The organism is Blastomonas sp. CCH1-A6, from assembly GCF_001556365.1.
GTDB lineage: Bacteria > Pseudomonadota > Alphaproteobacteria > Sphingomonadales > Sphingomonadaceae > Blastomonas > Blastomonas ursincola.
In genome coordinates this window covers 1-12,204 of sequence record NZ_LSIS01000507.1, presented here as the reverse complement: position 1 = coordinate 12,204, position 12,204 = coordinate 1, and the positions used below count along the sequence as shown (strand labels likewise).

Genomic DNA, 12,204 nt, shown 5'->3' with positions numbered 1-12,204 from the left:
GTGCTCGCCGAAATCGGTGTCGCTGCCGCGCGCGATGCGCTAGCCCGGGCAGGCCGCGATGCCAAGGATGTCGATGCGGTGCTGGTCGCCTGCTCGAACCTGCAGCGTGCCTATCCCGCCATTGCAATCGAGGTACAGGACGCGCTGGGCATCGAGGGCTTCGGCTTCGACATGAACGTCGCCTGCTCCTCGGCGACCTTCGGCATCCAGACCGCCGCCGATTTCATCCGCGCCGGTAATGCGCGCTCGGTGCTGGTGGTGAGCCCGGAAATCTGCTCGGGCCATCTCAACTGGCGCGATCGCGACAGCCATTTCATCTTCGGCGACGTGGCGACCGCCGTACTGGTCGAGGCGGCCGATTTCGCGCCCGCCGGGCACTGGGACATATTGGGCACGCAGCTCAAGACGCGCTTTTCCAACAACATCCGCAACAATTTCGGTTTCCTCAACCGCACCGCGCCGGAGAGCCGTGACAGCGCCGACAAGCTGTTCGTCCAGGAAGGCCGCAAGGTGTTCAAGGAGGTCGTGCCGATGGTCGGGGATCTCATCACCGATCATATCGCGCGGCTCGGCATCGCGCCTGCGGATCTGCGCCGCCTGTGGCTGCACCAGGCCAATGCGGGGATGAACCGGCTGATCGCGCAGCGCGTGCTCGGGCACGAGGCGAGCGAGGACGAGAGTCCGACGGTGCTCGACACCTATGCGAATACCTCGTCCGCCGGATCGATCATCGCCTTCCACCTCAATAGCGAGGATCTGAAGCCCGGCGATACCGGGATCATCTGCTCGTTCGGTGCGGGTTATTCCGCGGGCTCGGTGGTCATTCGCAAGGCGGCCTGATGCGATGGCGGTGACGGTCGAGACATTGCCCGCCCACCGCATAGCAGAAGCGATCGAAGCGCTGGCGCTATTGCGCATCGCGGTGTTCGCCGAATGGCCGTATCTCTATGAAGGCGATGCGGATTACGAGCGCGACTATCTCGCCGAGTTTGCCGCCGCGCCCGATGCTGCGCTGGTGATCGCGCGCGATGGCGAAACGATCGTCGGCGCGGCAACGGCATCGCCGCTCGCGGCGCAAAAACCCGAATTCAAGGCACCCTTCGTCGCGGCGGGATGGGATGTCGCGCGGACCTTTTATTTCGGGGAGTCGGTGCTGCTGCCCGGCTATCGCGGTCAGGGCATCGGCCACGCGTTCTTCGACCATCGCGAGGCGGCCAGCCGGGCGGCAGGGGCGCGCGTAGCCACCTTCTGCGCGGTGCAGCGCCCTGCCGACCATAGGCTGCGCCCGGCGGGCTATCGCCCGCTCGACGCTTTCTGGGCCAAGCGCGGCTATGCCAAGGTCGACGGGCTGGTGACCAGCTTCGACTGGCTCGACATCGGCGAGGCGCAAGAGACACCGCACCCGATGCAGTTCTGGTCGCGCGAGCTCTAGGCCTCTGCCCGTCATTCCCGCGAACGCGGGAATCCCGCTATAGGTGCAGCGCTGGCGCAGAAGCGGGACCCCCGCTTTCGCGGGGGTGACGAAGAGAGATGGCTCTCTCCTCCTTGCTTATTTCGGCAGTTTCACCTTGGGCTTGGTGGCGAACGGCTTGATGCCGAATTCGGGATAGACCTCGCTCGGATAGTAGAAGACGCCGTCCTTGGCGACGAGTCGGATCGCCTTGATCGCCTTCAGGTCCCTGGTCGGGTCGCCCTGGATCAGGAAGAAATCGGCGTACTTGCCCTTTTCGATGCTGCCCAGCGATTGGTCCTGCTTCAGATACTGCGCCATGTCATAGGTCGCGCGGCGCAGGATCTGCGCGGGGGTCATGCCCGCCTTCTGGTACAGTTCCAGCTCGCGATGATAGGTGAAGCTGCCGCCCATATCGGTGCCGGGGACGAGGAAGATGCCCGATTCGTGCATCTTGCGGATCGTCGCCGCGACCTGATCGAACGCGCCGCGATAGGCCTTGTCGTCCGCCGCATCGGCAATCTTGGCCCAGGCCTGTTTCGCGCTGCGCTGCACGCCGACGGGCATGTGGTCGACATAATCGACCATGCCGGGATTGATCATGCCGTTGCGCGAGAGCAGCAGCGATTCATGGATGGCGAAGGTGGGGTCGATCGTGACCTTCCGATCGACCATCGCGCGGATCGTGGCGTTGACGCGGCCGCTGTTGAGGTCGAGCGCGGGCAGCCGCTTGAGCGCGGTGAGGCGCAGCAGGGTGCGCGTGTCCTCGCCCGGTTCGAGCACCCAGCCCAGCATCACCTGGTTGATGTGCGTCATCTCGTCATAGCCCGCCGCGATCATCGCATCGGCATTGGTGAAGGCTGGCACATGGCCCATTACGTGCAGCCCCAGCGCCTTGGCCTCCTTGACCAAAGCCGGAATCCATTCGGGGTTCATGCTGTTGTAGATCTTGATCGCCTGGTAATCGCGCGCCGCATAGAAGCGCGCGGCGTCGATCGCCTCCTGCTGGCTGTTCACCAATATGCCGTTGTTCGAGCTGAACGGCGACTTGCCCTCGATAAAGCCCGACTTGATGATCCGCGGCCCTGCCAGCACGCCGCTATCGATCCGCTCGATCAGGCCGTCGAGCACGTCGATCTCGTTGCCCATGTCGCGCACCGAGGTGATGCCTGCCAGCACGTTGAGCATCGCGTCTTCCTGGCCGATATGCCCGTGCATCTCGTACAGGCCCGGAACCAGTGTGCCGCCTTCGCCGTCGATCGTCACCTCGCCTGGCGTGGCGGGGCTGCTGGCGGGCAGTACTGCGGAGATATGGCGCCCGCTGACCAGCACGCTTTTCGGTTCGGTCAGCTTCATCGCCACCGGGTCGAACACGCGCACATTGGTGATGCGCACCGGCGCCTTGTAGCTGTTCGCCGCCTTGGCCTGCATCTTGACGAAGCGCTCGGTCGAATATTTTACCGCCAGATCGCGCAGCTTGATGTCCTCGCCCTCGAAGCCCTTGCGCACGAACACGGCGCGCGGGGAAATCGCGGCGAACAGCGCGCCCTTGTCGTCGAGCAGGAAATAGCCGGGGTCGAGATCGTTGCCCGACAGCGCATAAGCGGTGACGGTCATCGCCCCGCCGCTGCCGGTCACCTGCACCTTCTCGAGCTCGGCGAGGCTCAGCGCGCCGCCGGGCAGTGCCGGGATGGAACGGTCGTCATCGGCGAGCAGCGCGCGGGCATAAAGCCCTGCCGACCAGGGGCTGCCTTCCTGCGCGACATAGATGGCCTGGCCCTTGGGCTTGGCGGTTCCTGAACCTGTTGAATCGGTCCAGCGCGCGGTGCCGCGCTGCATCGTGAAGCTCTCGTTGATCGCGTTGCCGAAGGTCGAGTTGCCGGTGATCTTCCAGGCAACCGGCATGCCCTTGGCGTCGAGTTTGAGCTCTTCCTTCATCGTCGGGCCGCGACCGTTGTTCTTGTAGTCGTAATCGATCTTCACCGCGTCGCCGCTGCGCACGACATCGAGATGGCCAACATTGGTCCCGCCGATGATGACGGTGAAATTCTCGGTCGAATCTTGTGCCTGTGCGGGCATGCCCAACGGGGCGATCGCGAGCGCGAGCGCGATGGAACCGAATTTCAGTGCTTTAGCGGCCACGGCCAGTCCTTCCCTGCGAGGATTTTTATCTGCGCAGACAATGGGCTAGCGGGAAGGGGATGGCAAGCGGCGGCAACGCGCGAAATGCTCCCGGAGCATGCCCGGGAGGGAGGCGGTCGCGATGCGAAGGGTGGAGGGGCGCCGCGCCACCTGCGGCGCACTGGCCCCTCCGTCAGCCTTGCGGGCTGCCACCTCCCCCAGGCAAGCTGGGAGAGGATTGGGATATATCAGCTCGCCGGGTTGCCCGTGGCGATGCTGAGTTCGGCCATCAGGGCATTGCGGTCTTCGGCGGCGACCGCCAGCACATGCGCCTGCACCTCATCGGCGCGGCGGGCGAGCGTGTCGCTGACCTGCTCCTTGCCCTGGGCGCAGCGGCCGTTGGTCGATCCTTCGATCAGCTTGGCCGGTACCAGCGTGCGCACGACATGGCTGCCCTGTCCGGCCGGGGCCTGGAGATGCCGTTCGACCATGACTTCCGCCTTCCACAGGCAGCGGGCGGTGCTGGGCCGGTTCGGGCTCATATTGCCGATCTGGCGATAGCTGACCATCGTCTTGGGCTGATAGACGGCGGTCACTTCGCGCTCTCCGTGTGGCACCTGCACCTGATGGCGGATGTGCTGAAATTCAGAAGCGCTGGCGGGGATCGAAAGTCCTGCAACTGACAGAGCCGCGATCGTGGCGGCCTTTATATTTTTCATGGCATTGTCCTTTCCAATGGATGTGCATTGGTCGGGATGCGCGGGATTTCGATCGATTGACCGGGCCGGAAGCCCGGGATGGTGCGCATCCCGTAGCAGTCCGACATCACGCAGCATTGGAAATTGCTGCGCCAGAGGGGCCCGGCCTGCTGCGGTCGAGAATGGGGTCGGCAAGCCCGTCTGTCAACTACAGCGCGAAAGACGTTCATGCTGCGCAGCAATAGACGCAGACTATGCCCTCAGATCTGTCTGGCGAAGGCCGTCAGTTCGGCACGCAGATTGGGGTGGGCATCTGCGGTCCTGGCACAGATGAGGTCATCGACCTCGCCGGCATGCCCGTCGCGAAACGCCATCGACCAGTCGCCGAACTCGCGTCTGCCCACGGTCCGGCGGCTGAGCATCACCTGCGCGCGATGCCGCGTATCGCGCCGAATGCGCTCGAACGTGTTCTCCACCGCACCCGACGGCCCTTCGAGCACTTGCAGAAAGCGCTTGCCGTTGAACATCAGCAGGCCGGTAATGTCGTGCGCGCGGTTGTTGCGCCGGGCCACCGCGAGGATCGATTCCAGATCGACGGTTTCTCTTGGAGAAACCGTGCTGATATACAGGATCTGCAAAAGATCGGGGCGCTCTGACATGACCGCAGATTGCTGCAGCATGGTTAAAATGCCCTGAATCGGATCGAATTGCTCCGAATTTTTCTGCAGTTTACTGTCGATCAGAAGACAGGATCATTCGCTCCATTGTCATCCTGGGCACCGGGGAGCGGCGTTACCTCGCTATGGATGCCGCATTCGGTCTTGTCCCAGCCCTTCCAGCGCCCCGAGCGCGGATCTTCGCCGGGCGCGACCTTGCTGGTGCACGGCGCGCAGCCGATCGAGGGATAGCCCTGCGCCTCGAGCGGATGGCGCGGAAGGTCGTGTTCGGCGAAATAGCTGTCGAGCATCTCCTTGGTCCAGCTCGCGAGCGGATTGAGCTTGAACCGGCCCTGCGCGTCGGACGTGTCGATCTCGAACCGCGGCAGGCCCTGGCGCGTTGCCGACTGGAAGCCCTTGCGGCCGGTGATCGAGCCGTCATAGGCGAGCAGCGCCTTGGCCAGCGGGCGGACCTTGCGGATCTCGCAGCAGCCATCGGGATCGTAGGACCAGCGCAGGCCGTTGGCGTCCTGCTTTTCCAGGTCTTCTGCATCGGGCGACAGCAGGATCAGGTTGGTCAGCCCCAGCCGCTCGACCAGCGTGTCGCGATAGGCCAGCGTCTCGGGGAAATGCTTGCCGGTATCGAGGAACAGCACCGGGAGCGAGGGATCGACCGAGGCGATCATGTGCAGCAGCACCGCGCTCTCCGCGCCGAAGGACGAGACGATCGCAAGATCGCCGACCAGCCCGTCGCGGATCACGGTGCGCATCATCTCGGCCGTATCGGTGCCGCGGAACATGTTGTTCAGGCGGATCGCGTCGCGCTCGGTAAAGCGCGGACCCGCATCGATGCGGTCGCGCTGGCGGGGGGCAGCACTGGCAGCGGGCTGCGCGTTGACTTCGGTCTGCTTCATGATGCCACCTGATGCCGCTTCGCCCAGATCGCGGCGACGCCGTCGCTGGTCTTCTGGTAGAATTCGGGGAAAAAGCCCTCGGCCGCCTTCACATCGTCCGGGTTGAGCGGCTTGCGCGGCGCGAAGCTGTCGAAGCCACAGCGGCGCAGGAAGACGAATTGGTCGACCAGCACATCGCCGACCGCGCGCAGTTCGCCCTTGTATCCGGCTTCGCGCAGGATCTGTGCGCTGGAAAAGCCGCGTCCGTCGCCGAAGCTCGGAAAGTTCACCTCGACAAGGCGAAGCTGATCGAGCTGCGGAAGAAGTGCGCGCGCGTCCTCGCCTGGCTCGATGCGCACCGCAGCCGAATTGGTGCCGGTCGTAAACTCGGCGAGCGGGATGGCGGTATCGGTAACCGCAGGTTCGTCGCGATAAAGGATCTGGGGTGTGGTCATGCCGCTTCTCCTGCAGTGCGCACCCAAATCCGTTTGTCCCGAGCGTGTCGAGGGACGTCGGCGAAACGGTAGCGATCACGTCCCTCGACTTCAGCCAGAGGCTGAAGTTCATCCTGAGAGACGCCGACAGGCGGCGTCGAAGGGCTCGGGACAAACGGGGAAGGGAGATGGGCCTGGGATGCGTCAGCCATAAAGCGCCTCCTTGAACGGCTGCATGCCGATGCGGCGATAGGTATCGACAAAGCGTTCGCCCGGTTCGCGTGCGCCGAGATACACGTTGGTGACAGTCTCGACCGCGTTGACGATGCCGTCCTCGTCAAAGCCCGGGCCGACGATCTTGGCGAGCGATACGTCCTCCGCGCCCGATCCGCCGAGCAGCAGCTGGTAGTTTTCCAGCCCCTTCTTGTCGACGCCCAGGATGCCGATATGCCCGGCATGGTGGTGGCCGCACGCGTTGATGCAGCCCGAGATCTTGAGCTTGAGCTCGCCCAGATCGCGCTGACGGCCGGTATCGGCGAACCGCTCCGAAATCTTCTGCGCCACCGGGATCGAGCGGGCATTGGCGAGGCTGCAGTAATCGAGCCCGGGGCAGGCGATCATGTCGCCGATCAGGTCCAGATTCGCGGTGGCGAGGCCTGCGGCATCGAGCTTCTGCCAGATCGCGTAGAGATCGGCCTTGCGGACATGCGCCAGCACGATGTTCTGCGCATGCGTCACGCGCAGCTCGTCGAACGCATAGTCGCGCGCCAGTTCGGCCATCAGGTCGATCTGCTCGGCCGTGGCGTCGCCGGGAATGCCGCCGGCCGGCTTGAGGCTGATGGTCAGCGAAGTATAGCCCGGCACGCGGTGAGGGTGGGTGTTCTGATCGACCCAAACCGCGAAATCGGGGTCCGACCGGTCAATTTCGTCGCTCAGCCCCTGCTCGAACGGCGGGTCCTGGAAGAAAGCGCTGATCCGCTCGAGCTCGGCTGCAGGCGGGTTGAGCCCCCGCGTCTTCATGTGCGCGAATTCTTCCTCGACCTGGCGGATATATTCCGCCGCGCCGAGTTCGTGCACCAGGATCTTGATGCGCGCCTTGTACTTGTTGTCGCGGCGGCCATGGCGATTGTAGACGCGCAGGCAGGCCTCAGCATAGCTGATCAGCTCCTCTATCGGCACCCATTCGCGGATCATCGGCGCGATCATCGGGGTGCGGCCCATGCCGCCACCGGCAAAGAACCGCGCGCCGAGCACGCCCGCCTCGTTCTTGACCAGCTCGATGCCGATATCGTGCAGCCGCATCGCCGCCCGGTCATTGGGCGAGGCGATCACCGCGATCTTGAACTTGCGCGGCAGCAGCTGGAATTCGGGGTGGAAGGTCGACCATTGCCGCAGCAATTCGGCCCAGGGGCGCGGATCGGCAATCTCGTCGGCGGCAGCGCCCGCGAACTGGTCCGAGCTGATATTGCGGATGCAGTTGCCGCTGGTCTGGATCGCGTGCATCTCGACCGTCGCCAGCTCGGCAAGAATGTCGGGCGCATCCTCCAGCTTGATCCAGTTATACTGGATGTTCTGCCGGGTGGTGAAATGGCCATAGCCCTTGTCATACTTGCGCGCGATATGGGCGAGCATGTGCATCTGCTGCGAATTGAGCGTGCCATAGGGAATGGCGACGCGCAGCATATAGGCGTGCAGCTGCAGATATAGGCCGTTCTTCAGGCGCAGATGGCGGAACTCGTCCTCGGGCAGGCTGCCATCGAGACGGCGGCGCACCTGGTCGCGGAATTCCGCGACGCGCGCATCGACCATCGCCTGGTCGTATTGGTCATACTGATACATCGCGTACCCTTCCGAAAAATCTCAAACCTGTGCGGCAAAGCCGCGAACGGCGACCAGATCGAGCCGCTGGCTGCCGACAATCCGGCCCAGCTGCGCCAGACCCTCTCCCTCGATCAGCACGGTCTTGTGGACCTTGCGGATCGCCTCGAAACCCTTTGCCGTGGCAGGGTCGTCATAGCCTTGCGCGGTCGGGTAACCGACCTGCATCGCATAATCCCACGCCTCGAAGCCGGGGGCGGAGCGCGTCAGCCAGAAGCCGGTGAACAGCCCCTGGTCGAGCGCCTGCTGATCCATCACCAGCCAGTTGGCGGCGAGAAACCGGCCCAGCGCATCGGCCTTGCCCGGCAGCGCCTTGAGCAGCGTCTGTTCGACCACCACCGTCGGGCGCGCAGCTGCGGCGAGCGCGGGCGCGGCGGAGCCGCCCAGCATGGCCAGGCCCGCCATTCCTGCCAAGGCGTCACGGCGCGAGGGCATGGTTTCAGGCCCTCACGATCGGGATGCTGGTGTTGATGGCGAGGTCGGTGCGCACCGTCGGTCCGAAGGCACGGATGCGTTCCTTGATGTGCAGCGGCATCGGACCCTGATCGGTCTGCCTGCCATCGACGATATAGGGGACATTCACGCGCAACGCGGCTTCCTCGCGCTTGAGGATCGCTTCGGCCTCGTCGCCTGCATCGACGCTGTCGGCGAGGTGGCGTGACCAGCGTGTATCGCCCGCCCACCAGATGACGTCGCCGGTCTTCAGGTCATTACCGGTGAGAATCTTCATGAAATCGGCTCCAGATGCTGGGCAAAGAGCGTGGGCAGGCAGTCGGTGGCCTTGGCGCGGGTGACGACATCGCCGATCACGATCAGCGCGGGGCTCACCACCTTCTCGCGCGCGATCATGGGCCCGAGATCGGTCAGCAGCGTGCGCAGGGTGCGCATATCGGCGCGCGTGCCTTTCTCGAGCACGGCCACCGGCGTATCGGGCGACAGGCCGTCGGCGATCAGCTTCTCGGCGATCGCATCGCCGGTGGCGACGCCCATATAGATGACGAGCGTGCGGCCCTTTCCGGCGAGGCCGGACCAGTCCTGTTCGGTCAGCCCCTTGCACTGGCCGGCGACGAACGTCACCGCACTCGCAAGGTCGCGATGAGTGAGCGGCAGTTGGGCTGCGGCAGCGGCGCCATTGGCAGCGCTGATGCCGGGGATCACCTCGACGTGGACACCAGCGGCGCGGCAGTCATCGACTTCCTCGCCGCCGCGGCCGAAGATGAACGGATCGCCGCCTTTCAGGCGCACGACATCATGGCCCGCGCGCGCCTGTTCGATTAGCAGCGCATTGATGTCCTGTTGCGGCAGCGTGTGCCGGGCGCGCTGCTTGGCGACCGAGATCAGCTGCGCATCGGGCCGGGCGAGCGCCAGGATGGCGTCATCGACCAGACCGTCATGCACGATCAGCCGGGCGCGCGCGATGATCCGCGCGGCCTTGACGGTGAGCAGATCGGGATCGCCGGGGCCTGCACCGACCAGCCACACCGTGCCGGGCGCCGTTTGCGGGACAGAAGGGGGATGCGTCATGCCGTTGGTCCTTTCCAACGGTGCATCTGATATTTGGAGGCCTCGGATGCAAAGCAGAACCCCTTGGGCAGGGGTTAGATTTGCTTTTGCGGCTGCGAAGGAACCTGGTCCCCCGGTCCCGTTTCAGTCCGATTTCAGGCCGATGCCGATGGTCGCGCGCGGCTGTTCCATCTCGTTCGAGACGACCGGATAGGCGCAGTAATCGGCCGCATAATAGGCGCTGGGGCGGTGGTTGCCCGAAAGTCCGACCCCGCCGAACGGTGCCTTGGACGAGGCCCCGTTGGTCGGTCGGTTCCAGTTGACGATGCCGGCGCGGATGTTGGCCCAGAACTGCTTGTAATGCTGCGGACTGCCGCCGACCAGAGCAGCGGACAGGCCGAAGCGCGTATTGTTCGCCTCGGCCACCGCTTCCTCGAACGAGCTGACCTTGACCACCTGCAGCAGCGGGCCAAACAGCTCGATATCGGGCCGATCCTTGACATTGGTGACGTCGATGATCGCGGGCGACAGGAAGGGCAGGCTGTCGTCGAGCCGCACCAGATGCTTGATGACGCGGCCACCGTTGCTGAGAAAATAGAGGAAGCTTTCGGTCAGCCCATCGGCGGTAGGATTGTCGATCACCGGACCCATGAACGGCTGCGGATCGTCGAACGGCTTGCCGACGACCAGCCGGTCGGCCAGCTTCTTGGTTTCGGCGATCACCGCATCGTAGATGGTGTCACGAACGATCAGACGGCTGGCCGCCGAGCAGCGCTGCCCCGCCGAGGTGAAGGCCGACTGGATGATCAGCACCGCCGCATCGGCGATGCATGGCGTATCCCAGACCACCATGGGATTGTTGCCGCCCATTTCCAGCGCGACGATCTTGTCCGGGCGGCTGGCGAGCGTGCGGTTGATCGCGATGCCGGTGGTGGCAGAGCCGGTGAACAGCACGCCATCGACATCCTCGTGCACGACCAGCGCCTTGCCTTCGTCCGCGCCGCCGATCAGCAGCCGCACGACGCCTTCGGGGATTCCCGCCTGGTGCAGGCATTCGACCAGCATCGCGCCGACGGCAGGCGTCTTTTCCGAAGGCTTGAACACCACGGCATTGCCCGCGATCAGCGCGGGGATGATATGCCCGTTGGGCAGATGCGCGGGGAAATTGTAAGGCCCCAGCACCGCCATCACGCCATGCGGCTTGTGCCTGAGCGCCATGGTGCCGCCCAGCGCGCTGTCGAGCTTGCGCTGCGAAGTGCGCTCGGCATAGGCGGCGACCGAAATATCGACCTTGGCGACGACCGATTCCACCTCGGTCCGCGATTCCCACATCGGCTTGCCGGTTTCGCGCGCGATCAGCTCGGCCATTTCCTCGGCGCGCGCGCGCACCTGATTGGCAAAGCGGCGGCAAAGCTCGATCCGCTTGGTGACCGCCATCGCCACCCATTCGGGAAAGGCCGCACGCGCGGTTGCGACTTCGGCATCGACATCGCCGTGCGGGCCGGACCAGAGCCGGGCACCGCTTGCAGGCTCGAAGGAGACAAGTTCAGGCAATTTCACGCTTTCTGGCGAGCAGTTCATGACCGGTTGTGCGAACCTGGAACCCCCGATAGCAAGTTATGAACGCGGCGGAAACCGTTGAACGCCATGGTGACAAATTTGTGGCGATTTCTTGGGGTTGCGCATCGCGGTCGCTCTGATAGATTTCGCTACGGCTGGTTAACGACCACTCGGCGAACAGGGTCGCATGAGTAAAGTTATAGCCGGGGGCAAACCCGCCTTGTCATCGAGCAAGGAGCGGTCCCATGAAATCTTTCCCCAACAACGCAAAAGCGTTGCGTGCCACGCTTTTTCTGGCCTCAAGTGCTGCAGCCATCGCAATCGCGAGCCCGGCTTATGCCGATGCCACCGCACCTTGCAACGCCAATGCCGGACCTGACGGGATCGCAGGCAATGCCGATGACCCGGCGCAATCCACCGAATGCGGCGTCAATTCCGTCGCAAGCGGGTTCGGATCGACCGCTGTCGGGCACACCGCGCGCGCGCTGAACCCCGAATCGACCGCCATCGGGGCGGCCTCGACCGCGTCGGGTGATGGGGCCACCACGGTCGGCAACCAGTCCCTCGCCTCGGGAAGCTTCAGCACGGCCCTGGGCGCGCGCTCGGTTTCCTCGGGGATCCAGTCGTCGGCGGTCGGTGCCGCAGCCACTGCCTCGGGCAATTTCTCGACTGCGGTCGGCACGTTCGCGACCGCTTCCGCACTGCAATCGCATGCCCTGGGTGACTCGGCCAACGCGTCCGCCAATTTCGCGATCGCCATCGGTACGGCGGCCGCCTCCTCGTCGCTGAGCAGCATCGCCATCGGCGCGAATTCGACCACCGCAACCATCGGCACCACCCCCTCGGGCGCAGCATCGCTGGGCACGGCGGTGGCCATCGGCAATGCCGCACGGGCCACGCAGGAAGACGCGGTCGCCTTGGGCGACCTCGCCAATGCCTCGGGCTTCCACGCGACGGCGATCGGCGGCGAATCGGTCGCCTCGGGCGTCGGCAGCCAGGCGTTCGGCTGGC

Annotated in this window: 12 protein-coding genes and 1 pseudogene; 3 read left to right on the top strand and 10 right to left on the bottom strand. The window is 64.7% G+C overall.

What is annotated here, in order from left to right:
* Both AX735_RS22255 and AX735_RS22250 read left to right on the top strand, forming a co-directional pair.
* A partial coding sequence (locus AX735_RS22255; protein WP_066284805.1) for a beta-ketoacyl-ACP synthase III occupies positions 1 to 840 on the top strand: 840 nt, incomplete at its 5' end.
* Between the two features lie 4 nt (positions 841 to 844).
* Positions 845 to 1,432, top strand: coding sequence for a GNAT family N-acetyltransferase (locus AX735_RS22250; RefSeq protein WP_066284804.1), 588 nt, complete (start codon positions 845 to 847; stop codon positions 1,430 to 1,432).
* Between the two features lie 117 nt (positions 1,433 to 1,549).
* Here the strand turns inward: AX735_RS22250 and AX735_RS22245 are convergent, their stop codons facing one another.
* From AX735_RS22245 to astD, 10 genes are all read right to left on the bottom strand, one after another.
* Positions 1,550 to 3,592, bottom strand: a complete 2,043-nt coding sequence (locus tag AX735_RS22245) for an amidohydrolase family protein (RefSeq protein ID WP_231750224.1) — start codon at positions 3,590 to 3,592, stop codon at positions 1,550 to 1,552.
* Between the two features lie 227 nt (positions 3,593 to 3,819).
* Positions 3,820 to 4,290, bottom strand: a complete 471-nt coding sequence (locus AX735_RS22240) for a hypothetical protein (protein WP_060979988.1) — start codon at positions 4,288 to 4,290, stop codon at positions 3,820 to 3,822.
* Positions 4,291 to 4,529: 239 nt separating this feature from the next.
* On the bottom strand, positions 4,530 to 4,949 hold the full coding sequence (locus AX735_RS22235) for a BLUF domain-containing protein (RefSeq protein ID WP_231750223.1): 420 nt from the start codon (positions 4,947 to 4,949) through the stop codon (positions 4,530 to 4,532).
* 59 nt (positions 4,950 to 5,008) lie between these two features.
* Positions 5,009 to 5,839 carry a phosphoadenylyl-sulfate reductase gene (locus tag AX735_RS22230; protein ID WP_066284802.1) on the bottom strand — a complete coding sequence of 277 codons (831 nt, stop codon included), beginning with the start codon at positions 5,837 to 5,839 and terminating at the stop codon, positions 5,009 to 5,011.
* Positions 5,836 to 6,273 (bottom strand): DUF934 domain-containing protein, encoded by a 438-nt coding sequence (locus AX735_RS22225; RefSeq protein WP_066284801.1) that lies wholly within the window; start codon positions 6,271 to 6,273, stop codon positions 5,836 to 5,838. Before AX735_RS22225 ends, AX735_RS22230 begins: the two co-directional genes overlap by 4 nt.
* A gap of 183 nt (positions 6,274 to 6,456) precedes the next feature.
* On the bottom strand, positions 6,457 to 8,091 hold the full coding sequence (locus AX735_RS22220; RefSeq protein WP_066284800.1) for a nitrite/sulfite reductase: 1,635 nt from the start codon (positions 8,089 to 8,091) through the stop codon (positions 6,457 to 6,459).
* Positions 8,092 to 8,112: 21 nt separating this feature from the next.
* Positions 8,113 to 8,565: a hypothetical protein gene (locus AX735_RS22215; protein WP_137775902.1), complete on the bottom strand. Its 453-nt coding sequence runs from the start codon at positions 8,563 to 8,565 to the stop codon at positions 8,113 to 8,115.
* A gap of 4 nt (positions 8,566 to 8,569) precedes the next feature.
* Positions 8,570 to 8,860, bottom strand: coding sequence for a DUF2849 domain-containing protein (locus tag AX735_RS22210; RefSeq protein ID WP_066284798.1), 291 nt, complete (start codon positions 8,858 to 8,860; stop codon positions 8,570 to 8,572).
* The gene (cobA, locus tag AX735_RS22205) at positions 8,857 to 9,654 is read right to left on the bottom strand and encodes a uroporphyrinogen-III C-methyltransferase (RefSeq protein ID WP_066284806.1); all 798 of its coding nucleotides are present in this window, start codon (positions 9,652 to 9,654) and stop codon (positions 8,857 to 8,859) included. The genes AX735_RS22210 and cobA overlap by 4 nt, the downstream gene beginning before the upstream one ends.
* Before the next feature lie 123 nt (positions 9,655 to 9,777).
* Positions 9,778 to 11,214 (bottom strand): succinylglutamate-semialdehyde dehydrogenase, encoded by a 1,437-nt coding sequence (astD, locus tag AX735_RS22200; protein WP_066284797.1) that lies wholly within the window; start codon positions 11,212 to 11,214, stop codon positions 9,778 to 9,780.
* 224 nt (positions 11,215 to 11,438) lie between these two features.
* On the opposite strand from astD, the pseudogene AX735_RS22195 reads away from it, so the two are divergent.
* A pseudogene (locus AX735_RS22195) lies at positions 11,439 to 12,204 on the top strand (hypothetical protein); the annotation flags it as partial.